At 66.7% G+C, this 23,590-nt stretch carries 25 protein-coding genes; 11 read left to right on the top strand and 14 right to left on the bottom strand.

Going from position 1 to position 23,590, the window contains the following annotated elements:
* Nucleotides 1-5: 5 nt before the first annotated feature.
* From BMY29_RS03075 to BMY29_RS03065, 3 genes are all read right to left on the bottom strand, one after another.
* Complete coding sequence (locus tag BMY29_RS03075) at nt 6-332, bottom strand: hypothetical protein (protein WP_049989807.1); 327 nt, start codon at nt 330-332, stop codon at nt 6-8.
* Complete coding sequence (locus tag BMY29_RS03070; RefSeq protein WP_049989808.1) at nt 333-1,844, bottom strand: TrkH family potassium uptake protein; 1,512 nt, start codon at nt 1,842-1,844, stop codon at nt 333-335.
* A gap of 139 nt (nt 1,845-1,983) precedes the next feature.
* Nucleotides 1,984-2,844 (bottom strand): endonuclease III domain-containing protein, encoded by an 861-nt coding sequence (locus BMY29_RS03065; RefSeq protein WP_049989809.1) that lies wholly within the window; start codon nt 2,842-2,844, stop codon nt 1,984-1,986.
* A gap of 239 nt (nt 2,845-3,083) precedes the next feature.
* On the opposite strand from BMY29_RS03065, the gene BMY29_RS03060 reads away from it, so the two are divergent.
* Nucleotides 3,084-4,073 carry an endonuclease/exonuclease/phosphatase family protein gene (locus BMY29_RS03060; RefSeq protein WP_241471270.1) on the top strand — a complete coding sequence of 330 codons (990 nt, stop codon included), beginning with the start codon at nt 3,084-3,086 and terminating at the stop codon, nt 4,071-4,073.
* A gap of 25 nt (nt 4,074-4,098) precedes the next feature.
* On the opposite strand, the gene BMY29_RS03055 is transcribed toward BMY29_RS03060, so the two are convergent.
* The 4 genes from BMY29_RS03055 to BMY29_RS03045 form a co-directional block, all read right to left on the bottom strand.
* Nucleotides 4,099-4,512, bottom strand: coding sequence for a DUF371 domain-containing protein (locus BMY29_RS03055; protein ID WP_049989811.1), 414 nt, complete (start codon nt 4,510-4,512; stop codon nt 4,099-4,101).
* Nucleotides 4,513-4,660: 148 nt separating this feature from the next.
* Complete coding sequence (locus BMY29_RS03050) at nt 4,661-6,004, bottom strand: alkaline phosphatase family protein (RefSeq protein WP_049989812.1); 1,344 nt, start codon at nt 6,002-6,004, stop codon at nt 4,661-4,663.
* A gap of 150 nt (nt 6,005-6,154) precedes the next feature.
* The gene (locus BMY29_RS21560; protein ID WP_275041247.1) at nt 6,155-6,286 is read right to left on the bottom strand and encodes a hypothetical protein; all 132 of its coding nucleotides are present in this window, start codon (nt 6,284-6,286) and stop codon (nt 6,155-6,157) included.
* A 157-nt stretch (nt 6,287-6,443) separates the two neighbouring features.
* A complete protein-coding gene (locus tag BMY29_RS03045; RefSeq protein ID WP_049989813.1) occupies nt 6,444-6,977 on the bottom strand; it encodes an inorganic diphosphatase in 534 nt (177 codons plus the stop codon).
* A gap of 204 nt (nt 6,978-7,181) precedes the next feature.
* On the opposite strand from BMY29_RS03045, the gene BMY29_RS03040 reads away from it, so the two are divergent.
* Nucleotides 7,182-7,541 (top strand): PadR family transcriptional regulator, encoded by a 360-nt coding sequence (locus tag BMY29_RS03040; protein ID WP_049989814.1) that lies wholly within the window; start codon nt 7,182-7,184, stop codon nt 7,539-7,541.
* 4 nt (nt 7,542-7,545) lie between these two features.
* On the opposite strand, the gene BMY29_RS03035 is transcribed toward BMY29_RS03040, so the two are convergent.
* Together BMY29_RS03035 and rnhA are read right to left on the bottom strand one after the other, a co-directional pair.
* Entirely contained in the window at nt 7,546-8,196 is a 651-nt protein-coding gene (locus BMY29_RS03035; protein WP_049989815.1) for a DUF7108 family protein, read from the bottom strand.
* 122 nt (nt 8,197-8,318) lie between these two features.
* Complete coding sequence (gene rnhA, locus BMY29_RS03030) at nt 8,319-8,912, bottom strand: ribonuclease HI (protein WP_049989816.1); 594 nt, start codon at nt 8,910-8,912, stop codon at nt 8,319-8,321.
* 162 nt (nt 8,913-9,074) lie between these two features.
* On the opposite strand from rnhA, the gene BMY29_RS03025 reads away from it, so the two are divergent.
* Nucleotides 9,075-10,037 (top strand): transcription initiation factor IIB, encoded by a 963-nt coding sequence (locus BMY29_RS03025; RefSeq protein WP_049989817.1) that lies wholly within the window; start codon nt 9,075-9,077, stop codon nt 10,035-10,037.
* 190 nt (nt 10,038-10,227) lie between these two features.
* On the opposite strand, the gene BMY29_RS03020 is transcribed toward BMY29_RS03025, so the two are convergent.
* The 3 genes from BMY29_RS03020 to BMY29_RS03010 form a co-directional block, all read right to left on the bottom strand.
* Nucleotides 10,228-11,370 carry an alpha/beta hydrolase gene (locus BMY29_RS03020; protein WP_081985444.1) on the bottom strand — a complete coding sequence of 381 codons (1,143 nt, stop codon included), beginning with the start codon at nt 11,368-11,370 and terminating at the stop codon, nt 10,228-10,230.
* Nucleotides 11,371-11,510: 140 nt separating this feature from the next.
* The gene (gfcR, locus tag BMY29_RS03015; RefSeq protein WP_049989818.1) at nt 11,511-12,164 is read right to left on the bottom strand and encodes a transcriptional regulator GfcR; all 654 of its coding nucleotides are present in this window, start codon (nt 12,162-12,164) and stop codon (nt 11,511-11,513) included.
* The gene (locus BMY29_RS03010) at nt 12,161-13,282 is read right to left on the bottom strand and encodes a glucose 1-dehydrogenase (protein WP_049989819.1); all 1,122 of its coding nucleotides are present in this window, start codon (nt 13,280-13,282) and stop codon (nt 12,161-12,163) included. The genes gfcR and BMY29_RS03010 overlap by 4 nt, the downstream gene beginning before the upstream one ends.
* Nucleotides 13,283-13,441: 159 nt before the next feature.
* Between BMY29_RS03010 and BMY29_RS03005 the strand changes: the two genes are divergently transcribed.
* From BMY29_RS03005 to BMY29_RS02985, 5 genes are all read left to right on the top strand, one after another.
* Nucleotides 13,442-14,770 carry an HAD family hydrolase gene (locus tag BMY29_RS03005; RefSeq protein ID WP_049989820.1) on the top strand — a complete coding sequence of 443 codons (1,329 nt, stop codon included), beginning with the start codon at nt 13,442-13,444 and terminating at the stop codon, nt 14,768-14,770.
* A gap of 308 nt (nt 14,771-15,078) precedes the next feature.
* Entirely contained in the window at nt 15,079-15,759 is a 681-nt protein-coding gene (locus BMY29_RS03000; RefSeq protein WP_049989821.1) for a helix-turn-helix domain-containing protein, read from the top strand.
* 165 nt (nt 15,760-15,924) lie between these two features.
* Nucleotides 15,925-16,848: a dihydrodipicolinate synthase family protein gene (locus tag BMY29_RS02995; protein ID WP_049989822.1), complete on the top strand. Its 924-nt coding sequence runs from the start codon at nt 15,925-15,927 to the stop codon at nt 16,846-16,848.
* A 122-nt stretch (nt 16,849-16,970) separates the two neighbouring features.
* Nucleotides 16,971-18,095 (top strand): acyl-CoA dehydrogenase family protein, encoded by a 1,125-nt coding sequence (locus BMY29_RS02990; RefSeq protein ID WP_049989823.1) that lies wholly within the window; start codon nt 16,971-16,973, stop codon nt 18,093-18,095.
* Nucleotides 18,096-18,180: 85 nt separating this feature from the next.
* Nucleotides 18,181-18,720, top strand: coding sequence for an HAD hydrolase-like protein (locus BMY29_RS02985; protein ID WP_049989897.1), 540 nt, complete (start codon nt 18,181-18,183; stop codon nt 18,718-18,720).
* A 16-nt stretch (nt 18,721-18,736) separates the two neighbouring features.
* Here the strand turns inward: BMY29_RS02985 and BMY29_RS02980 are convergent, their stop codons facing one another.
* Nucleotides 18,737-18,970 (bottom strand): DUF5822 domain-containing protein, encoded by a 234-nt coding sequence (locus BMY29_RS02980; protein ID WP_049989824.1) that lies wholly within the window; start codon nt 18,968-18,970, stop codon nt 18,737-18,739.
* Between the two features lie 122 nt (nt 18,971-19,092).
* Here BMY29_RS02980 and panB point away from each other — a divergent pair, with 122 nt between their 5' ends.
* Nucleotides 19,093-19,905: a 3-methyl-2-oxobutanoate hydroxymethyltransferase gene (gene panB, locus BMY29_RS02975; RefSeq protein WP_049989825.1), complete on the top strand. Its 813-nt coding sequence runs from the start codon at nt 19,093-19,095 to the stop codon at nt 19,903-19,905.
* Nucleotides 19,906-20,063: 158 nt separating this feature from the next.
* On the opposite strand, the gene BMY29_RS02970 is transcribed toward panB, so the two are convergent.
* Nucleotides 20,064-20,840 (bottom strand): alpha/beta fold hydrolase, encoded by a 777-nt coding sequence (locus BMY29_RS02970; RefSeq protein WP_049989826.1) that lies wholly within the window; start codon nt 20,838-20,840, stop codon nt 20,064-20,066.
* Nucleotides 20,841-21,077: 237 nt separating this feature from the next.
* Here BMY29_RS02970 and BMY29_RS02965 point away from each other — a divergent pair, with 237 nt between their 5' ends.
* Both BMY29_RS02965 and BMY29_RS02960 read left to right on the top strand, forming a co-directional pair.
* Nucleotides 21,078-21,326, top strand: a complete 249-nt coding sequence (locus BMY29_RS02965; RefSeq protein WP_049989827.1) for a DUF7127 family protein — start codon at nt 21,078-21,080, stop codon at nt 21,324-21,326.
* Nucleotides 21,323-23,587 (top strand): CDC48 family AAA ATPase, encoded by a 2,265-nt coding sequence (locus tag BMY29_RS02960; RefSeq protein WP_049989828.1) that lies wholly within the window; start codon nt 21,323-21,325, stop codon nt 23,585-23,587. Before BMY29_RS02965 ends, BMY29_RS02960 begins: the two co-directional genes overlap by 4 nt.
* Nucleotides 23,588-23,590: the final 3 nt, after the last annotated feature.

Below are 23,590 nucleotides of genomic sequence, written 5' to 3'. Positions count from 1 at the left end.
GCCGGCTACGTGTCGTTCTCGTCCGGAGAATCGGCGGTCTCGGCACCGCCACAATCGGCCGCGGCGCGGTCCGAATCCGCGGGTCCGTCGCCGGAATCGTTACCGTCCGCCTCATCGTCGTCCGATTCCTCGCCGTCCCAGATCCGGAGGCGGATCGCGACGTAGCACGGAATCGCCAGCAGATACAGCCCGACCGCGAGGATCGCGATCGGCGACCGACCGACGACCGCAACGCCGGCGAGCAGGCCGATCCCCGACAGGAGTAACAGGATGAACCCGGCGTTGGACGCGATCTCGAACGGGCCGTCCGAAACCGTGTCGCGATCGATCATTCAGCGCACCTTGTCGAGTAGGAGCGACCCGGTGACGATTACGGGCACGATCTCGAGGCGACCGACCCACATCGCGACGACGAACGCGAGTTTCAGCGATGGCGGGATCGTCGGATCGACGATGCCAGCCGAGAGACCGACGTTCCCCTGAACGCTCGCCACCTCGAAGAGGACGTTCGCCGTGGACTGCTCGCCCGGGAGGACGAGCAACGCGAGCACGGTCGTCGCGAACAGCACGACGAACCAGCAGATCGCGATGGCCGCGGCGGTGTCGAACGTCTGGGTCACGCTGCCGGCCGTCTCGGCCGAGGGCTCGCTCGGCTCGTAGACGTCCATCCCGCGCTCGGGAATGTCGACCAGGACCCGCCTGGCCCGGATGATCTTCATTCCGCCCGCGGTCGAGCCGGCCGCGCCGCCGACGAGCATCGAACTCGCCACGAGCAGCGTCGCTGGCTCCGCCCACGCGCCGCCGAGGTTGGTGTCCGTCTGGAAGCCGGTGCACGTGAGCCCGGAGACGAGTTGGAAGGTGCCGTACCGAATCGTCTCCGCGGCGGTCGGATAGGCGGCCGTGAGCGCGAGCACCGCGACGACGGCCAGGCTGCCCAAGCCGAGCGCACCGAACAGCCACTTGGTCTGGACGTCGCCCCGAATCCGATCGGAGTCGCCGCGGAAGCAGAAGAACAGGAGGCTGAACGAGACTGCACCGGCGATCATGACCGGCAAGAGCGCGAGTTCGACGACCGGATCGCCGTAGGTCTCGATGCTCGAGGCCGTGATCGTGAACCCGCCGGTCGTGACGCCGGTCATGGCGTGGTTGAGCGCCGCCCACGGCTCCATCCCCGCGAGCCACAACAGGAGGGCGCTCGCGACGGTCAGCAGCGCGAGCAGCCACCACAGCGCCGCCGCCGTCCCGGTCGTCGTCGAGCGGATCGATTCCGTCGGCGCCCTGTTGCCGTGGACGGCCGAGAACGTGTGGCTCTCCTCGCTGCTGACGAACGCGGCGGCCAGGACGACGACGCCGATGCCGCCAACCCACTGGACGGCCGACCGCCACCACTGGAGCGCTCGGGGCAGTTCACCGGGATCGCTCGCCATGCTGAAGCCCGTTCCCGTCGCGCCGCTCATGCCCTCGAAAACGGCGTTGGTGGGTTGCAGGAAGGTCGCGAGCGGGCCGGTCATCGCCGGCGGCGAGAGGACGCCGACCGACGTCGGCGCCGCGCGGACCGTCCAGGCGACGAGCAACAGCGGTCCGGCGCTGAGCAGGCCGCAGACGAACCAGCCGACGACGACGGTGATGACGCCCGATCGCATGTCATCTTCGTCCGGTTCGGCGAACGCTCGTTCGAACACCCGCCCGAGCCCGTAGGCTGCAAGCGCCGTCGCCGCGAACGCGGGGATCGCGTAGAACTCCGACCAGGCCGCGGCGACGACGATCGAGAGCGCGGGCAAGAGGCCGTACACCTTGACCAGCGTGCCGAAATCGTACAACGCCCACTCGAGCGTCTCGTCCATGTCGAATCGGGGTTCCGCCGAGGAACCGCGTGCCCGCGTACGGAAGACGGCGGAAAAAGCGTTCGTGCGGGAGACGCAGGCCGCTGGCGGTCGGCGGGAACCCGACCGCTTTCCGAGCCGCCAACCGACGTCCCGTCGATCAGTCGAGGGCCTCGGTCGGGTCCACGACCTCGCCGGTCTCGGGAGAGACACCGACCTGATCGCACAGATCGGCCATCGGACACGCTTCCGGACCGTCGAGACAGGCCGGCTTCCGCGCGCTGCAGTACTCGCGGCCGAACTGGATCGTCGCCGTGTGGCCGAACCCGCACTTCGCGGCGGGGACGTCGCGCTCTAAGACGGCTCGGACGGCCTCGTGGTCGGCGTCCGCCGGCGCGATGCCCAGCCGGCGGTAGATCCGGTGGACGTGGGTATCGACGGGGAAGACACTGCCGCGACCGCCCGCGAACAGCAGGACGCAGTCGGCGGTCTTCGGCCCGACGCCGCGGACCGAGAGCAACATCTCGCGGACGGTCGACGGCTCCTCGTCCTTGACGAAGGCGTCGAACGCCGCGGCGGAGCCGAACTCCTCGCTGACCCACTCGGCCGCGTCGATGATGATCTCCGACTTCTGGTTGTAGAGCCCCGCGGAACTGATCGTCTCCGCGAGCCGCGACTGTTCGGCGTCCGCGAGCGATTCGGCCAGATCGGCGTCCTCGGCTCGCGCCTGGCCGCTCGCACCGTCCGCGTCGCGTTGCGACGCACTGCCGCCGTACCGCTCGATCAGCGCGTCGTGGGCCGGCTGGCTCGCCTTGTCACTCGTGTTCTGGCTCAGGATGGTGCGGACGAGACAGGTAAAGGCATCCTGCCCGCCGTAGGTCTTCTGCCAGTACAGTTCGCCCAGGCGGTCGACGACCTCCTCCGCGCGGGTGTCCGCGGTCGCGGGATCGAACTCGGCGGCCGCGCCGCCGCCCTCCCGCCCGCCGCTGATGTTGACGGTGGGCTCCGGATCGTCGCTCATGGGCGCGGTTACGGACCGCTGCTATGTGTGTATGCCGGATTCGCGAGGCGCGCCAGCGGGCTCGTCGCTATCTCTCTCTGGAGCGAGTGCAGCCACTATGCTCCGCTCAATTCCGGTTCCGAGCGATACTGTCGCTAACTCGCGAATATTATAAAGGATGGTGAATTCGGCCCTGCACCTGCCACGTGATGTTCGATGACTTCCCGCGGCGGGCATTCGTGCGAGGAGTGGGCGCGACCGTGACAGGCACGGCACTCGGATCAGGCGCTGCGTCGGCTACTGATCGCGACGAGGCGAACGCGGAGGCAGACGAAAATGAGGTCGCGGACGCCGACGATCGGCCGCCGGCCAATACTCGATCGGCAACGTACAGGGCGTGCTCGTTCAACATCCGCTACGACAACCCGGACGACGACTACCCGTGGGACGAGCGTCTGGGGCGGATCGGCGAGGCCGTCACCGAAATCGACCCGGACCTCCTCGGCGTGCAGGAGGCCCTGCCGAATCAGTACGACGACCTCCGCGCGGCGCTCGACGACTACGAGTGGTACGGCGTCGGCCGCGAGGACGGCGACCGCAGCGGTGAGATGGTTCCGGTCGCCTGGCGAGCCGATCGGTTCGACGTCCTCGACCGCGGCGAGTTCTGGCTCTCGGAGACGCCTGGCGAGCCGAGCGTCGGCTGGGACGCCGACCTCCCGCGGGTGACGACGTGGGCACGGCTGCGCCACCGCGAGAGCGATCGGCGGGTGTGGCTGTGCAGCACGCACTTCTCGCACGTGAGCGAGACGGCGCGGGTCGAGTCCGCGGCGCTGATCCACGATCGGGTCCGAGAACGCGCGGCGGACGGCGACGACGTCGTCGTCACGGGCGATTGCAACGCGAGACCGAGTCGCCGGCCCTACCGAGTGCTGACCGGCACGGGTGACGAAGGAGCGGGTGAGAGTTCCCTGTTCGATCCCCGCCGCGAAGCCGGCACGAACGGCGTGGAGGGCCCGTGGGGGACGTACCACGGGTTCACGAACGAGATCGGGGACCGGATCGACTACGTCTTGACGCTCGAAACGGCGACAGTGAAGGGCTATCGAACGCTCGACGTTCGGGACACCGCCTACCGGTCGGATCACCTGCCCGTCGTCGCCGAGTTCGCGTATGGCTCGCCGTCGCAGTGGACGTCGCCTGGCCGGCGAACCGAACGGGACGACGAGAGTCCCGGTCGCGGCAACTCGTAACGGCGCGATCGACGCCGCGGTCGGGTTATTCGACGGAAATCGTCACCGTCGCTTCGGCGCCGTCGGCAAGCGCGTCGACGAGATCACGGTCGAACCCCTCGGCCGCGAACGCGGCGCCGTTTACGATCGTGCGGTCGTCGACGTAGTCGCTCGTCCGCCCCACGGCGCTGCGCTCGTTAGTGAACTCGAGGTCGGGATCGCCCCGACCGGTCACCGACTCGCGGTGGCCGTCGGCCTCGATGGTGACCGTGATCGTCGCGTCCCGATTTTGGCAGGCCGCGACGAACTCGGGATCGAAGTCCGCGGGGGCGCGGTCGGCCTCGATCGCGAGGATGCAGTCGCCCGCGGGGGTGAGGTAGTCGTCGGTGGTCACCTCGAACGTGCTCGCGTGCTCGGCGCTGACGTTCTCGTGACCCCGAGCGCGAATGACTTCTTCCATGCCCGGCGGTTCGTTGCCGGGCGGAAAACGGGATCGAATTACATCGGAGCGGCGTCTCCCATCGCAACTGGGGAACTCCTGGGAAAAGATAGCTGCCAGCAAAACGGATGCTGCGATACGATCGGTGCCGATTCGGCGGCGTCGGCGCTTAGACCAGACTGGCGCCGTCGAACTCGCCGCGGCTGTACTCGATGTCCAACAGGTCGAGGATCGTCGGCGTGATGTCGAACAGATCGGCGTCGTCGATCGTCGCGTCGGGGTGGTCGATGTACAGCGACGTGTTGTCGAAGCTGTGCATCCCGTTGCGCGGCCCGGACGTGAAGATCTCCGAGTCGGCCTTGAAGCCGGACTTGAGGTCGAATCCCTTGTTCGGGATCGCGACCAGGTCGGGCGCGATGTCGTCGTGGTCGCCGCGGAAGGCTTCCTCCTTCTCGACGACGCGGTCGACGACCTTCCTCCCGTCGGGGCCTTCGAGGGCCTCGAGGTCGGCCTTGAGCTGGTCGCGGACCTCGTCGTAGTCTTCCTGGGGGACGGAGCCGCGCGGTTCGCGGCCCTCGAGGTTGAGGTAAAACCGACCCGGGATGAAGGAGTAGGCCTTGGTGTCGTCGGAGATGTCGCCGAGTTCCTCCGGATCGTTGGTCTTGAACGAGAGCCAGCCCTGCTCGCGGAGCCACTCGTTGAAGTGAACCTCGTAGTCGAGGCTGGTGAAGCCGTGGTCGGAGGCGACGATCATGGTGACGTCCTCGGGCAGCGAGTCGCGCAGCCGGCCGATGTAGTCGTCGACCTTCCGATAGAAGTCGATGAACTCGTCCTTGTACTCGCCGTCACGCTCGTAGTCCTTGAACAGGAAGTGGTTGACCCGGTCGGTCGTCATGAAGACGCCGAAGAAGAGGTCCCAGTCGTCCTCGTCGATGTAGTGCTGGAAGGCCTCGTACTGGGCGTCGATCGTCGCGTGGGCGTCCTCGATGAACTCCTCCTTGCTCTCCTGATGGCCGAGTTTCGGATTGACGTCGATCCGGTAGTCGAGCGTCTCGAGGTAGTCGCGGACGTCGTCGGGGTAGGCGGCCTTATCGAGGCCAGGCGAGAGGAAGCCCGAAACCATCCGCTGGACGTTGCGCTGGGGCGGGAAGGTGACGGGGACGTTCATCACGGTGGCCTGGCGGCCGTCCTCCTGAACGCGGTCCCAGACGCGGTCGGCCTGGACCTCGCGGCCCATCGGAACGTAGGTGTCGTAGGTGCCGACTTCCCGGTCCTGGAAGCCGTAGACGCCGGTTTCGCCGGGGTTCACTCCGGTCGTCAGCGACGGCCAGCAGGCGCTGGACTCCGGCGGGACGATGCTCGAGATCTCGTTGGCCGTTCCCTCGTCTGCGATCGCGGCGAAGTTCGGAAACAGTTCCTCGTTCTCCGAGAGGAGACTATACGGCACGCCGTCGACCCCAATAAAGGCGACACGGGGTTCGTCATCGCCCCGTAGTCGATCGAACAGACCCATGGACGTGCGTAGTTCGACCGCATACAAGAAGGTTCGTTTCGAGACAGTGTGTTTCGTACAACTGACATTTCGACGACCGGCTGCTCGCGGCGGCGACACGGCGGGCGGCGGGCGGCAGACGCCAGGCGGCGGATTGCGAACGGGGGTCGACTACTCGTCGCGTTCGCTGTCGTCCGCTGGGTCGAAGTTCGTCGGGACGACCGTGGGATGGGCCATGCCGACGCCGGACTCAGTCGCCTCGGACGCGGGGGACTTTCGCGGGGACGGATTGGGTGCTGCCATACAGGAACCTACTACGACGGACGACGGGATAAAATTACCCATGCTCATAATGCATGCGCTGGACGGGCGGCGATAACTCTGGTGAATCGAGCGCCGACCGACGGCGAAAACGGAGCACACCGGGGCTCGAAACGCGGCCCACCGGTATGGGTTCGCGTTACTCGAAGTTCTCTTCGTAGAGTTCCTGGGCGTGTTCGATCGCGTCGTAAGCGGCCTGCTTGTCCTCCCAGCCCTGGGTCTCGACTTCCTTACCCGCCTCGAGGTTCTTGTAGGTCGCGAAGAACTCGTCGATCTCGTCGAGTTGCTGCTGGGGGATGTCTTCGAGGTCCTCGATGTGGTCGTAGCGCGGGTCCTCGCTGGGGACGGCGATGACCTTGTCGTCCTGCTCGCCGTCGTCGTCCATCTTCATCAGCGCGACGGGACGGGCCTCGATGATGCAGCCGGGGAACGTCTGGTCCTCGACGAGGACGAGCACGTCGAAGGGGTCCTCGTCGTCGTAGTACGACTGCGGGATGAAACCGTAGTCGCTGGGATAGTGGACGTTGCTGTGGAGCACGCGGTCCAGAACGACCCCGGGAACGTCCTTGTCGTACTCGTACTTGTTCCGCTCGCCCTTGAGACACTCCACGACGGCGTAGATCTCTTCGGGCGGGTTCGGTCCGGTTTCGAGGTCTTCCCAGAGGTTGACCATGTACCGGAGAGTCCACGGTCGATCAAAAAGTACTTTCGTAATCGAGTGTAGTATCCACCTGACGGTTGCCAGATACCCGACAGACACGAACCCGGTCCGTATCCCCGCGCTCGGCCGCATACCGGCCGATATCGGGCTGTCCGACCGACTGATACGAAGGAATGGTTGACAAGTCTTAAATAGTCTGGTGACATTTACACAAGTATGTCAGAGGCACAATCAATCACCGGCGAACAGAGTATCGCACGCGAACTCACGGCGTTCCAGACAAACATCCTCACCATCCTCGCCAAGGAGCCGATGTACGGCCTGGCGATCAAGCGAGAGCTCGAGGACTACTACGGAACGGAAGTAAACCACGGCCGTCTCTACCCCAACCTCGACGAGCTCGTCGAGCTCGGCCTGGTCGAGAAGAGCGAACTCGACAAGCGAACCAACCAGTACTCGCTGACCGACGACGGCTACGACGCCGTCCTCGACGGTATCCAGTGGAGCCTCTCGAAGGTCGTCACGGGCGAAGACCGTGCCGACGAGATCCGAGAGATCGTCGAGAACAGCCACTAACGCTCTACAACTCCGGCGTCGGTTCGCCGGCCGTCTCGAAGACGAGTTCGATCGACTCCTCGATTACCTCCTGTTGTTTTGCCGACGGCCAGGCGTTGCGCACGAAGTACTCCGTCAGGAACTCCGAGAGCTCCGCGCTTGTTAGCGAGTCGATCGGTTTCGCGTAGTGGTTGCCGGCGAAGTCGGCGAGCAAGGCCACGTTGTCGCCGTGGACGTCGCCGTGGGTGGCCCTGACCTCGTCGACCAGCGTCCGGTTGGTGGTGTCTACATCCTCCCAGTCGTCCGGATCACCCGTTCCCTCGAGCGGGATCTCGACGGCGCGATCGATGTCCTCGATCCGGTCGGTTCGGATGACACCGTCCTCGTGCCACTCCTCGGGGTGGCAGACGAGCACGTCGTCACGGTCGTCGGTGCGGATGCGAGAAGTGAAGTCGTGGTCGTCGAGTAGGTCCTCGCGGTGGTCCTTGTAGGCCGCGGCCTCGTTGTCGTCGACCGCGCTGCGCGCGAGCCTGGTCAGTCGCTCGGCTTCGTCGACGACGCCGCGGGGGAGGTCGCCGGTGTCGACGTCGCTGCCGTCGGAATCGGTCGTCTCACCGTCCGCGTCGGCGTCGGTATCGGCATCGGTGTCGACCGCGTTCGCGTTCGGATCCGTCATACGCGGTCGTTGCGCTCGAACGGTTTTCCCCTTGCCGATCCCGGACCCAGTTCGATCCGGTCGCGGCCCGCGACCACGACTGCGTCGACGCGTCGGCGTTCGAGTCGTCTGCGTCGTCCGCGTCAGGCCTGGTCCAGCGCTTCGTTGGCCAACTCGTCGGCGCGGTCGTTGATCTCGCGGGGCACGTGCTCGAGAGTCCACTCGTCGAACGCGGCGAGCAGTTCGTGGACCGTCACGCGCTTCTCGCGGAGGTCGGGGCTGTTGGTGTCGTACTCCCCGCGGACCTGCTTGACAATGAGTTCGGAGTCGCCGCGGACGTGGACCTCGTCGTAGCCGTAGTCCCGCGCGGTTTCGAGGGCCCTGATCAGCGCCTCGTACTCCGCCTGGTTGTTCGTCGTCGTCCCGATGGTCTCGCCGCCCTCGGCGACGATGCCGTTGCCCGTGACGATCACCCAGCCGATGGCGGCGGGGCCGGGGTTGCCCCGGGACGCACCGTCGAAGTAGAGGTGAGCGCGGCCGCCGCCCTCACGGAGCAGCGCTTCGAGGTCCTGCGGGTTCGATCCCTGGATCACGACCTTCTCGTCGTAGGCGACGGCGGTCGCCGATCCGCGGCTGGCCCGCCAGCACTCGTGGTCCGTGTTTCCCGACTCAACGGTCACGCCCGCATCTTCGAGTCGTTCGCGGGCCGTCTCGACGTCGCACTCGATGACCGGCATTCGTCTCCGACGTCGGCGAGAACCGGATAAAGGTTTTCCGGTTCCAAATCGTAAACTTCGTGTCTAAACGCCCGTATTCCCCGTTTTCGGCGGATACGGATCAGCTGGCGAAAACGCCCACCAAACATTTATATACTGTGGTGATACTACTATAAAAGTGCGATGACACGGTCCACCCGCCAGCGGGAGCGAACGCGCGAGAGGGACGAGACCGAGGATCAGGAGGGGGTACGTGCCTGCCCCGAGTGTGAATCGGATAATCTCGTCAAGGACTCCGACCGGGGAGAGCTCATCTGTGAAGACTGTGGGCTCGTCGTGGAGGAGGAACAGATCGACCCCGGCCCGGAGTGGCGGGCGTTCAACCATCAGGAACGGCAGGAGAAGTCCCGCGTCGGCGCCCCGACCACCCAGACGATGCACGACAAGGGGCTGACGACGACCATCGACTGGAAGGACAAAGACGCCTACGGTCGCTCGATTTCCTCGAAGAAGCGCAGCCAGATGCACCGGCTGCGCAAGTGGCAGGAGCGCATCCGCACGAAGGACGCCGGCGAGCGAAACCTCCAGTTCGCGCTCAGCGAGATCGACCGGATGGCCTCCGCGCTGGGCGTCCCGCGGTCGGTCCGCGAGGTCGCGTCGGTGATCTATCGACGCGCGCTCAAGGAAGACCTCATCCGCGGCCGCTCGATCGAGGGCGTCGCGACGTCCGCGCTGTACGCCGCCTGTCGGAAGGAAGGCATCCCGCGAAGCCTCGAAGAAATCTCGGAAGTCTCCCGCGTCGAACGCAAAGAGATCGGTCGTACGTATCGATACATCTCGCAGGAACTCGGCCTCGAGATGCGTCCCGTCGACCCGAAAAAGTACGTCCCCCGCTTCTGTTCTGAACTCGAACTGTCCGAAGAGGTCCAGACCAAGGCCAACGAAATCATCGAGAAGACGGCCGAGGAAGGACTGCTCTCCGGGAAGTCACCCACGGGCTACGCCGCGGCTGCGATCTACGCTGCGTCGCTGCTCTGCAACGAGAAAAAGACCCAGCGCGAGGTCGCCGATGTCGCACAGGTGACCGAGGTGACGATCCGAAACCGGTATCAGGAACAGATCGAAGCGATGGGCATCCACGGGTAACGCGCCCGCGCGCCGACACCGCTCGACACGTCGATTTTTTATCGCGCGTTCGACCACAGTCGCGCCCGGCCCAGCGATTGCGCTCACGTCCGCGCAGTCGTTACTCGCCGCCCGCTGACAACCGACAATCGTCGGCGCGCGGAACTGCTCCGGCTCCGATCCATAAAAGCGCGATCCGACGGCTCATACCTCACGCGAGCGCTCGATCGAGAAACCGTTCGATCGCATCCGGTCCCGCGGGCGGGACGCTCCCGAGCAGGCCGTCCGTCGACGCCCCCTCCTCGAGACGGGCGGTCGCGGTGACCGTCTGTGCGGGCCGTGGCTCCCCCGTGAGCCGTGCCATCGCCGTCCGTTCCGACTCCGCTCCGAAGACGTGGCCCAGCGCGTGGAGTTCGTACATCGTCGCGCCGACACCGGACGCCTTCAGCGCCTCGAACAGCAGTTCGCTCTGCCGGATCGAGACGACCTGGTCCTCGCGGCCGTGCATGACGAGAAACGGCGGCGTCTCCGGACCGACGTAGGTCGTCGGACTCGCGCGCCTGGCCTGGTCTCGATTCTCCGAGACGGGCCCGCCCAGGAGGAGCGATTCGAGCCCGCCTGGTCGACCCGGGAGTTCGAGTAAGTCGCTAACGCCGTACCAGTCGACGACGGCCTGGACGGCGCCCGACTGGTCGGGTGCGACGTCCTTCTCGACGGCAGCGTCCGGATAGGCGTCTCCGGGGAGGGCCTCGATATCGTCGAGGGTGCCCGCGAGGGCCGCAAGGTGCCCGCCGGCAGACGCGCCCCACGTCGCCACGCGGTCCGGGTCGAACCCGTACTCGTTGGCATTCGCCCGGAGCCACCTGATCGCGGCCTTCACGTCGACGAGTTGGTTCGGAAAGACGCCTCTCGGGGTCGGGTTGTCCGCGATGCCGTCTCCCGGGAGGTCGGCGTCGTCCGGGACCGCCGCTAATCGGTAGCTCACGCTCGCCGTCGCACAGCCCCATTCCGCGGCGTACCGCTCCAGATCCGGCGCGTTCTTCCGGGTTTCGAAAACCCAGCCGCCGCCGTGGACGTAGACGACGAGCGGCGGGTTCTCGTCCACCGCCGGGACGTACAGGTCAAGTTTCATCTCGCCCGCATCGCGGACGGCGTACGTAACGTCTTCGTGAACCGAAACGGCGGGCGCCTGGTCATCGTTCGTCTCCTCGTCGTCCCGCTCGCTCGACTGATCGGTGCTCGATTCGTCGCTCGGGTTCAGTCGCGAACAGCCCGCGACTGCGAGCGTGCCGATCGTTCCGGTCGTTCCCAGGAAGCGCCGTCGTAACACTGCCGCGCGGTTGGTATCGGTCATAGTCGGAGGGCGTACACGCGGTTTCTTACAGAGAAGGATATCGTTATTGGTGCACGGAGTGTACTCGGAGAATAGATCATCGGCGGCGAACGCGGAACTCGAGTCGGAGACCGGCGCGGACGAGCCGTCCGCTCGAGCGATCAGTCGTCCTTGCCGACGCTGATGACCTGCAGCAGCGAGTAAACGGGAACACCCTCGATCTCCTCGAGGCCCTGCTTGTCCGCGAGGACGACGCAGGCCAGCGGCTTCCCGCCCTCGGCGCGGATCGCCTCGATCGACTCGCGCATGGTGGTACCGCTGGTGATGGTGTCGTCGACCACGTAGCACTCCCGGTCGCGGATGCCGGCGAAGTTCCGGCTGAACGTGCCGCCCAGGTCCTCGATGTCGCCTTCCTCCCACTGGTGTTTCGCGGGCGTGTACGTTCCGAGGTCGGTCTCGAGTTCGCGCGCGACCAACGTCGCGATGGGACCGCCGGCCTTCTCGATGCCGATCGTCAGGTCGACGTCCTCGCCGTGTTTGGCGAGCAAGTCGGCCATCGCCGAGGCGACGTCGCTCATCCGCTTGCTGTCCCGGCCGATCGCGGACCAGTCGACGTGGATGTCCTGCGGGCCGCTCGCACTGGCCTCCGGCCGCTGGGTCGCCTGGTCGGTCGGTTGCGGCGTCGCGCCGCTGCGCTCGACGAGCCAGCTCGCGGTCTCGCGGGAGACGTTCAGTTCGTCTGCGATCTCGCCCTTCGAGAGGCCCCGGTCGGCGAGCTCGGCCGCGCTCTCGATCAGGTCGTCGACGTTTTTCATATACCGTCGAATTCGACCGCTGTTTTTATAGTCGTATCGTCATCCGCACCCGTTGCCGCGCCGTGGCCGGCCGGGACGGCCGCGGTCGCGCGCGGGAACGCCCGTTCGACCGCGTCGAGACCGTAGACGCCGGTCACGATCTCTTCGAGTACCCAGTCGGGCAGCGCCGCGAGCGTGTCGATGGCCGACTCGAAGTGGCCGCGGTTGGAGTTGACGCTGCCGACAAGGGCCTTGTTGTGGAGGACCAGTTCGCGGTGGAGTTTGCCGCCGTCGATCTCGAAGTGCATGTCGTCGGGGACACCCAAGACGGCGGCGACGCCGTTCGGGGCGAGCGCGTCGACCGCCTCGAAGGGGTGTTTCGGGTAGCCGGTCGCCTCGTAGACGACGTCCATCGGCTCGTAGGCGTCCGGAATTTCGGGGACCGACGTCTCGCGGGAGTCGATGTAGGTCACGCCCAGCCGTTCGAGGATGTCGATGGACGGGTCGGGTCGATCCCGTCGGCCGAGGCAGTAGACGCGTTCGTAGTCAGGGGTCGTCGTAAACATCGCGGCGGTCAACAGCCCCAGGGAGCCGTTTCCGAGGACGAGTGCGGACTCCGGCTGCCAGTCGAACGCCGACCGGGCCGCGCGGGCGTGTTCGATCGCCTTCTCGGTGATGCTGATCGGTTCGACCAGGAAGCCCCATTCGGCCAGGTCGTCGGAGATCGGCACGAGGTCCTCGGCCGGACTCGTGATGTACTCGGCCATGAACCCGTGCTCGCCGACGATGCCGCGCTCGACGTACTCGCCTTCGGGCGCCATGTCGGGCTCGCCGCGCTCGAAGTACTCGTTGGTCTCGGTGCCCGCGGGCGGTCGGCGGACCGTGGGGACGACGTACTGGCCCTCCTCGAGCGCCGTTCCGTTGGCGTCCTCGACGACGCCGACGGCCTCGTGGCCGAGGACCAGGCGGTCGTCGCCGTCGGGGACGCCGCCGTGGCTCCCCTCGATGACCTCGTAATCGGTGCCGTCGACACCCACGCGACAGATTCGCACGAGCGCCTCGCCTGGCGCGGGGTCGGGAACCGGGAGGTCGACGATTTCGGGCACGCCCGCACCGGGCTCAACTGCGATAGCTTTCATGCTCGACCGTTATGAACCGGGAAAGTAAATATTTATTCCCATACGAGTAAATCGATGCGCAGCGTACCTGTCGGAAGGATACGACGATGGAGCGTCGGGGCCGGCTCGGCTCGCCGGCCACCAAAAACGATTATCCCCCTGCCCCTGCCTGTAGCTATCATGGAACGATACGATCTCGTCTACCGGCTCTACGACGAGTACGAGACGGAGACGTTGCGGGAGTATCAGGAGTTCGTCGACGTCTTCCCGGCGGTCGACTCCCGGGTCGCGTTAGACCACTGGCAGGGCGCGAGCGAGGAGCTCGAGCAGCGAAAGAACGATATCCGCTCGGATTTCGCGGCCGGCGAGACGTTCGCGGAGGTCGCCGCGCACGCGACGCGCGACCAGGCATTTACCGCGCTCGACCTCGAGTCGAAGTACGGCCGCGCGGTGAACGTCCTCGTGCTCGACGTCGACGAGACGCTGCGCTCCGCGGGCGGGACGGACAACGAGATCCCCCGGGAGACGCTGCACGTCCTGACTGAGTTCCACGAGTTGGGCGTCCCGATCGTCATCTGTACGGGCCAGACCTTAGAGAACGTCAAGGGGTTCGCGATCCAGGGTCTGGGCAGCGAGATCGTCCACTCTGGGAACCTCTCGATCGTCTACGAGGCCGGAACGGGCGTGTTCACGCCGGGTCACGGCGCGGACACGAAACAACTGCTCTACGAGGACCTCGACGCGGAGATTCGAGACGTCTTCGACAACGTGCGATCGCGCGTGCTGCCCGAGGCGCCCGAACGGCTCCGGCGCGGCTGTCACCTCCAGGGTAACGAGTTCAACGTCACGATGAAGCCAAACTACGAGACCGGCTCCGCGGACGCCCGCGAGGTCATCGACGAGGCGCTGATCTACCTCATCGACCTGCTCGCGGACGCTGTCGGGACGGCAAGCGAGCGAGCCGGCGGCGAGACCGGTGCCGAGAGCGACGGGATCGACGCGTCCGACGACGACGCCGACGACGGCAACGGCGGGACGAGCCTGGCTGGCGAAACGGTCGCCGACTGGACCCGCGCCTTCTACGCCGACCAGGACCCCGAGATCCGAGCCGTCCTCGAGGGCGAGGGTGCCTATCCCGACCTCGACGCCGACGCGGTTCCCGATCGACTCGCGGCGGTGCTCGATCGAATCGACGTCGCCTACTACGAGGCCGATGCGGCCGAAATCGGCAGCCTCGAACTGAACAAAGTGGCCGGCGTCGAGCGCGCGCTCGACGTCCTCGGGATCGACGACCCGTTCGCGCTGGTGATGGGTGACTCCAAGAGCGACCTGCGCGTGATGGAGTGGGTCGCGGAGAACGACGCCGGCATCGCGGCCGCCCCGGAACACGCCTCTCAGGACACCTTGGAGCACGTGCTCGAGACGGACGAACTCGTCTTCGACCGCGGGAAGAGCGTCGACGTGCTCCGGACGGTCTACGCGCTCAACCGCTTCGCCAGGCTCGGCTGAGTCGCCGGTCGGAGCGACGGCGTCGATCCCCGTTCCGTCACGTGATTTGGACCGTCATCGGGGAACGCGCTCACTTAAACGACCGGAACACAAAGGCCCGCTCATCAACCGTGTTCGAGGCGTCCCTGTTATTAGCACGATCCGAGGGCGACTGCGGCCGTCGACCGGGGAGGCCCGCCTCGGCGGGCGGAGTCGCGGTGTCCGAGGGTCGGCTGGATACTTATGAGACGAATCGGGTCCCACCGTCACGGCGATAGCGGCGTCGTTCATCAACCGGACTCGAGCCAGCGATACGAGGTGAGCATCCAATGACGACGATCGCAGAACTCTCGCTTTCGACCGACGAGTTCGCACTCGCAGAGACCTTCCAACGACTGCCGTCACTCGAGGTCCGCGTCGAAAGCGTCGTCGCGGAAGGGCCGGTCCGAACCATGCCGCTCGTTTGGTTCTGTAACACCGATCGAGCGGACCTCGAGGCGGCCCTCGAGGCGGACCCGACCGTCGCCGAACACCTCCAGCTGCTCGAGAACGCCGAAGACGACGAACTGTTCTACCGGCTCCACTACACCGACGAGATCGGCTCCGTCTGCTGTTGCGTCTACGAGCACGGCGGAACGGTACTCGACGCACAGGTGTCCGACGGCCAGTGGACGCTTCGGCTCCTCTTTCCCCACCGCGAGGAACTCTCCGACGCCGTCTCGAACATCGAAGACCACGGCGTCCGCGTCGACGTCAAGCGCATGGTCGAGGCCGGCCAGGACGAGGACCTCGAGACCACCGCGGCCCTGACCGAGCCCCAGCAGGAGGCCATCGCCGAGGCCTACCGCCAGGGCTACTACGACGTTCCCCGAGAGATCTCGCTCGAGGAACTCGCCAACGAACTCGACATCTCCCACCAGGCGCTCTCCGAGCGCCTTCGGCGGGCCAACCGCGTGCTGGCGGGCGAACAGTTAGACGAGCCCGCGAGCGAGATGGCGACGCCCGACTAACCCGAGCCAACGGTTGCTGTCGACCGGCGCGACGGTCGCGCGGACTGTCCGTTCTCGGTGCGACCCGCGGGCGATCGGCGGCCCGTGTCGATTCGGACGGACCGATCGACTGATCGGGAGACTGATGGCACGTCTTTTTTGCTCGTGCCCGACGGACGGTCGTCTATGGCACATCACGATCCCGGTGCCGACGATCCGCTCTCGCTTCGCGGCGTCGTCCCGCCGACCGTCACCGCGTTCGAGGAAGACGAGTCAGTCGATTACGAGACGACGGCCGCCCACGCCAGGTTCGTCGTCGATCGGGGCGCCCACGGCGTCTTCCCGCTTGGAACCAACGGGGAGTTCCCGCTGCTCTCGGACGAGGAGCGCGACCGGGTTATCGAGGCCGTCGTCGACGAGGTCGGCGACGAGGTCCCCGTCATCGCCGGCGTCGGCGCGCCGAGCACGCACCGGACCGTCGCTCACGCCGAGCACGCCGAGTCGGTCGGCGCTGACGGGATCGTCGTCGTCACGCCCTACTACTATCCGCTGGATCGTGAGGGCGCCCTCGAGCACTATCGACGGGTCGCCGAGGCGGTCTCCCTGCCGGTCTACATCTACCACATCCCGAGCAAGACCGGGAACGACCTCTCCTTAGAGACGCTCGCCGATCTCGCCGAGATCGACGCCGTCGCCGGCGTCAAGGACTCGAGCAAGGACGTCCCCTGGCTCGCCCAGGCGATCGACGCGCATTCCGACCTGACGTTCCTCGCGGGCTCGGACTCGCTGATCTTCACCGGACTCGAGATCGGCTGTTCGGGCGCGGTCAGCGCCGTCGCGAACGTCTTCCCGGAGCTGGTCGTCGAGTGCTACGAGGCCTACGACGACGGCGACGAGGATCGCGCGCGTGAGCTCCAGAGCACGATTTTCGACGTTCGCGACGCGTTCAAGCACGGCGGCGCGTACATGTCCGGCGTCAAGACCGCGCTCCGACTGCGCGACTTCGACGCCGGGCCGCTGCGGAGCCCGCTCCGGCTGAAAGACGACGACTCCGCCGCCGAGATGCGCGAGCGACTCGACGCCGTCGAGTACGACCTCGACGGGATCTGAATCCCTTCCCGGCCGTTCCTGGCTCCAATCGACTACCGTCACCGCTTCCGTTTCCGGCCGTCCGCCGCCGCGGCGGTGGCCCTCGACGTGGAGATTTTTGCTCCGGCCGTGGAATGGCCCCCATGGACCTCACCGAGGAACGGGCGGCCGTCCGCGACGTCGTCCGGGAGTTCGCCCGCGAGGAGATCAGACCGACCGCGCTCGAGGCCGACAGGGACCAGGCGTTTCCGGAGGCCGTCTGGGACGGCCTGGCCGACCTCGATCTGACGGGGCTGACGGTCCCCGAGGAGTACGGCGGCTACGACGCGGACCCGACGACGGCGGCCGTGATCAACGAGGAGGTCGCCTACGGGATGCTCGCCGTCGCGACCGCGCTGTCGGTCCACTCCCTGGCGACCTCCTGTATCGCGGAGTTCGGCACCGAGGCCCAGCAGGAACGCTGGCTGCCCGAGATGGCCGAGGGGCGGCCGGTCGGCGCGTTCGCGCTCTCGGAGCCTCACGCGGGGTCGAACCCCGCTGAGATGTCGACCGAAGCCCGCAGGGAAGGAGACGAGTACGTCATCAACGGCGAAAAGCAGTGGATCACGAACGGGAAGCGCGCGGGGGTCTACGTCCTCTTCGCGAAGACCGACCGCGACGACCCGTCGACCGTCACGCAGTTTCTCGTCCCCGGCGACGTCGACGGGCTGACCGTCGGCGAGAAGGAGGACAAGCTCGGTCTGCGCGCCAGCGACACCACGAGCCTGACCTTCGACGACGTCCGCATTCCCGCCGAAAACCGGCTGACGGAGGAGGGCGCGGGGCTGTCGGCCGCCTTCCACATCCTCACCGGCGGCCGGATCGCCATCGCCGCCCAGGCGGTCGGCCTGGCGCAGTGCGCGCTCGACGAGGCCCTCGCGTACAGCGAGGAGCGCGAGCAGTTCGGCGGCCCGATTTCCGACATCCAGACGATCCGGCACAAACTCGCCGAGATGGCGACCCGGACGAAAGCCGCCAGGCTGCTGACTCGACACGCCGCACAGCAGCGGGCCGCGGGCGGCGCGGCGCTCGAGGCCAGCATGGCGAAGTACTTCGCGAGCGACGCGGCGATGTTCGTGACCAACCAGGCCGTCCAGATCCACGGCGGCTACGGCTACGTCGCCGAGGGCGAAGTCGAGCGGCTCTACCGGGACGCCAAGATCACCGAAATCTACGAGGGGACGACTGAGATCCAGAAGACGGTCATCGCGCGGGAACTGCTCGAGTGACCGAGTGAGACGACGCCGGGGACGGCCGATTCGTCTCAGCAACGGTAGCGAACAGTATATTCGATCCCCGCTCGTATCAATGGCCGTGACCGAGTACGACGCCGTCGTCTACGATCTGGACGGGACGCTCGTCGATCTCGACGTCGACTGGAACGCCGTCGCCGCCGACGTCCGCGCGGTGTACGACCGCTCGAACGTCGCGCCGCCGAGCGACGGGCTCTGGGACATGCTCGAGGGCGCGGCCGACGCCGGCCTGGCCGACGAGGTCGAGTCCGCCATCGCCGCCCACGAGCACGACGGGGCTCGCACGTCGGCCCGCCTGGCGCACGCCGATGAGCTACTCGAGCGGCGGCTACCGGCGGGGGTCTGCTCGTTGAACTGCGAGCGGGCCTGTCGGATCGCGCTCGACGAGCACGCGCTCGCGCCGGCGGTCGACGCAGTGGTTGGCCGCGACACCGTCGGGACGTGGAAGCCGGATCCGGAGCCGCTGCTGGCGGCCGTTTGCCGACTCGACGCCGAGCCGGAGCGGGCACTGTTCGTCGGCGACTCCGCGCGGGACGAGCGGACGGCAGAACGAGCGGGCATCGACTTCGAGTACGTCGGCGAGGGGTCGGCCGGCGTCTGAGGCGGGTCGGGACGCGTTACGTCTGTTTTCGCTTCGCGTACGCGAACACCGTGATCGCCGTGGCCAGCCAGACCAGGGCACCGACCCGGATCGCGAACTCGACGCGCGCACCCCACGTTGGGAGGGTCGTGGTCGTCGACAGGCCGGCGACGACCGGCGCGCCGGCCAGGATGGTGACGACGAACGTCGTCTGCATCACCCAGCCGTAGTCGACGCCGTCGGGCGAGGTCGTTTCGACGCGTTCTGGCACGCGTGAGTATGGCGACCGGTGTATCTTAAGTACCGCGGATACGGCCTCTCCTCGCCGCCCCCGGCGATCGGCGCGCGAGCGAAGAACAACGGCATTTAATCGTGGGAGCCCAACCTGTGGGTATGCCTACCGTGCGGGACATCAGGGCGAAGGCGGGCGAGGAACCGATCACGATGCTGACGGCCTACGACGCGCCGACGGCGGCGCTGGTCGACCAGGCGGGCGTCGATATCATCCTCGTCGGGGACAGCCTCGGGAACACCAGCCTGGGCTACGACACGACGCTCCCGGTGACGGTCGACGACATGGTCAGGCACACGAGCGCGGTCGCGCGGACGACCGAGGACGCCCTCGTCGTCGCCGACATGCCGTTCCTCTCGATCGGTGTCGACGAGAGCGAGAGCGTCGAGAACGCCGGACGGATGCTCAAGGAGGCGGACGCCCACGCGGTTAAACTCGAGTGTGGCCCCCACACCGTCGAGTTGACCGAAAAGCTGGTCCAGTTGGGGATTCCCGTGATGGCTCACCTCGGACTGACGCCCCAGCACGTCAACCAGTACGGCGGTTACCCCCGCCAGGGGACCGATCGGGAGGCCGCCGAGCGCATCCTCGACCTCGCCGAGGCTCACGCGGACGCCGGCGCGTTCTCGCTGGTTCTCGAGCACGTCCCGTCGAACCTCGCGAAGGAAGTCACCGAGGCGCTCGATATCCCGACGATCGGGATCGGCGCGGGGCCGGATTGCGACGGCCAGGTACTGGTGGTCGACGACGCCGTCGGCCTGAGCGAGTGGTCTCCCTCGTTCGCGAAGCAATTCGGAAACGTTCGCGAGGAGATGGAATCGGCGATCGACGACTACGTGACCGCGGTCGAATCGGGCGAGTTCCCCGCCGAGGAGCACAGCTACGAGGAGCACGACCTCGACGAACTCTACTGAGAGCGCGCGGGTCTCGGCGGCCCGCTCGCTCGGGCTGTTGGTCGCTTCATCCCCATCCCCGTCACTCCTAGTTCTGTCGTCGTCTTCGTCTCCGTTACACCCAGTTCTGTCTCCAGGCCCGTTCCCGCCCTCGACTACGAGCGTCGCTCCGGGCGTCGCTACTCGACCGTCTCCGTCAGAAACGCCTCGACCGCATCGTTGAACGCGTTCGGTCGCTCGACCATCGCCAGGTGCGCCGCGCCGTCGATCTCGACGACCTCGCCGTCTCCGATTTCGTCGATCAGGTACTCGTGGAACCAGGCCGGAGTCAACTGGTCGTGCTCGCCGTAGAGCGCGAGCGTCGGGACGTTGATCTCGGAGATCCGATCGCGGACGTCGAACTCGTGGCAGGTCAGGAAGTCCCGCTGGGTGGTCGCCCGGCCGCAGTCGTACATTTGGTCGATCGATCGCTCCCGGACGTCGGGATCGGGATCGTGGAAGAGCCGATCCGTCCCGTGGAGAAACTCGACCGCCTGGTCGAAGTCCGAGTCGAGCCACGCCAACAAGTCTTCGAGGACGCCGAGTCGAGCGCCTGTTCCCGTCAGCACGACCGCATCGGGTTCGAACTCCCGTTCGAGCAGGATGTGCTGGACGACGGCGCCGCCCAGCGAGTTGCCGACGAGGACGCGGGCGTCGGTCGCCTCGGCGACGGCCAGGACGTCGTCGGCGTACGCCGAGAGGGCCGTGTAGCCGGCGCTCGCGTCGACATCGTCCGAATCGCCGTGGCCGCTGAGATCCACCGTCACAATCGGGAAGCGGTCCGAGAGCGGATGCTGGCCGGTCCAGACGCGGCGCGAGCCGCCGCTCCCGTGGACGCAACAGATCGGCGGCCCGTCGCCGTCTCGGTCGGTGACCTCGTACGCCGTCTCCCGACCGTTGTGTGGTACCGTTTCCATACGCGATGTAACGAGTGGAACCGGTATAAAGACTCGAACCCGCTGCAACCAGAGAGCGCCAGCAGGGGGAATATGTCCGTCCCGATGCAAGTGACCGGCACCGTCTCGGACGACCGGTCCGAGGAGGAATCGCTGTGAACTACGAACAACGAACTCTCGGTCGATCGCGGTGCCGTCCTGCGGTCGTCCGGGGATAAACTTATATAGAAAGAGTGCTTACCTTGGGTTAGTTACAGCATGACTCTCGAACAATTCACCCGTGAAGAGGGGCAGTTGGCCCGTCGGTACGACTACGACGACGGCACCGTCTTCGCCGTCGACTTCGGTTCCGACGTGGCCGATGCCTCTGTCGATCTGGTCGACGACACCGTCATCGTCGTCGTGGATGACGAGCAGTACGAGATCGAACTCTCCGACGACGTCGCCGATGCGCACACGTTTATCAAAAACGGCGTGCTCACTGTCGAACTGGAGGAGGAGCTATGAAACTCACCGTCAAACCCCTCAAACAGAAGGACGCCGGCCGCGGACTCGCGGCGATCGACCGCGTCTCGATGAACGAACTCGACCTCGAGAACGGGGACTACATCGTCATCAAGGGCTCGGGCGACGGTCAGGCCGTCGCGCGCGTCTGGCCCGGCTACCCCGAAGACGAGGGCCGCGGGATCGTCCGCATCGACGGGCGCCTGCGCCAGGAGGCCGACGTCGGCATCGACGACAACGTCACTGTCGAGACCGCCGATGTCAAGCCCGCCAAGTCCGTCACCGTGGCGCTCCCGCAGAACCTGCGGATCCGCGGTGACATCGGCCCGCTCGTCCGCGACAAACTGAGCGGCCAGGCGGTCACCGAGGGACAGACGGTGCCGTTTTCCCTCTCGTTCGGCCCGATGGCCAGCTCCGGCCAGTCGGTGCCCCTGAAGATCGCGAGCACCTCGCCGTCGGGCACTGTGGTCATCACGGACTCGACGAGCATCGAGATCTCCGAGACGCCCGCCGAACAGGTCAGTTCCGGCGGCGGCGGCGCCTCGCCCGAGGGCGTTCCGAACGTCACCTACGAGGACATCGGCGGCCTGGACGACGAACTCGACCAGGTTCGCGAGATGATCGAGCTGCCGATGCGGCATCCCGAACTGTTCCAACAGTTAGGGATCGAGCCGCCGAAGGGCGTCCTGCTGCACGGCCCGCCTGGCACCGGTAAGACGTTGATGGCCAAGGCCGTCGCCAACGAGATCGACGCCCACTTCCAGACGATCTCCGGCCCGGAGATCATGTCGAAGTACTACGGCGAGAGCGAGGAGCAGCTCCGCGAGGTCTTCGAGGAGGCCGAGGAGAACGCGCCTGCGATCGTCTTCATCGACGAGCTCGACTCCATCGCCGCCAAGCGCGAGGAGGCCGGCGGCGACGTCGAACGTCGGGTCGTCGCGCAGCTGCTCTCGCTGATGGACGGTCTCGAGGAGCGGGGCCGGGTCACCGTCATCGGCGCGACCAACCGCGTCGACGCGCTCGACCCCGCGCTGCGCCGCGGCGGTCGCTTCGACCGCGAGATCGAGATCGGCGTCCCGGACAAGGAGGGCCGCAAGGAGATCCTGCAGGTCCACACCCGCGGGATGCCCCTCTCGGAGTCCATCGACCTCGATCAGTACGCCGAGAACACCCACGGCTTCGTCGGGGCCGACCTCGAGTCGTTGACCCGCGAGGCCGCGATGACCGCCCTGCGGCGCATCCGGCCCGAACTCGACCTCGAGGCCGAGGAGATCGACGCCGACGTCCTCGAGGAACTCGAGGTCACTGAAAACGACTTCAAGGAGGCGCTCAAGGGCATCCAGCCCTCGGCGCTGCGCGAGGTCTTCGTCGAGGTCCCCGACGTCACGTGGAACGACGTCGGCGGCCTCGGGGACACCAAAGAGCGCCTGCGCGAGACGATCCAGTGGCCGCTCGACTACCCCGAGGTCTTCGAGCAGATGGACATGCAGGCCGCAAAGGGCGTCCTCATGTACGGGCCGCCGGGTACCGGCAAGACCCTGCTCGCCAAAGCGGTGGCCAACGAGGCCCAGTCGAACTTCATCTCGATCAAGGGCCCCGAGCTGCTGAACAAGTACGTCGGCGAGTCCGAGAAGGGCGTCCGCGAGGTCTTCGAGAAGGCCCGCGAGAACGCCCCGACCGTGATCTTCTTCGACGAGATCGATTCGATCGCGGGCCAGCGCGGTCGCCAGCAGGGTGACTCCGGCGTCGGCGAGCGGGTCGTCTCCCAGCTGCTGACCGAACTCGACGGCCTCGAGGAACTCGAGGACGTCGTCGTCATCGCGACGACCAACCGACCGGACCTGATCGACCAGGCCCTGCTGCGTCCCGGCCGTCTGGACCGCCACGTCCACGTGCCGGTCCCCGACGAGGACGCCCGCAAGAAGATCTTCGACGTCCACACCCGCGACAAGCCCCTGGCCGACGCGGTCGACCTCGACTGGCTCGCCGCGGAGACGGAGGGCTACGTCGGCGCCGACATCGAAGCGGTCTGTCGCGAGGCCTCGATGGCCGCCAGCCGCGAGTTCATCAACTCGGTCGACCCCGACGAGATGCCCGATACCATCGGCAACGTCCGCATCAGCCGCGAGCACTTCGAGCACGCTCTCGAGGAGGTCAACGCGAGCGTGACCCCCGAGACGCGCGAGCGCTACGAGGATATCGAAGCGGAGTTCGACACGGCCGAGCCAACTCAGGACGAGCAACTGGGCCGAACCTTCCAGTAATCG

It is taken from the genome of Natrinema salifodinae (genome assembly GCF_900110455.1).
Lineage (GTDB): Archaea > Halobacteriota > Halobacteria > Halobacteriales > Natrialbaceae > Natrinema > Natrinema salifodinae.
The sequence above is the reverse complement of the archived record's forward strand: the minus strand, read 5'-3'. Positions and strand labels throughout refer to the sequence as shown.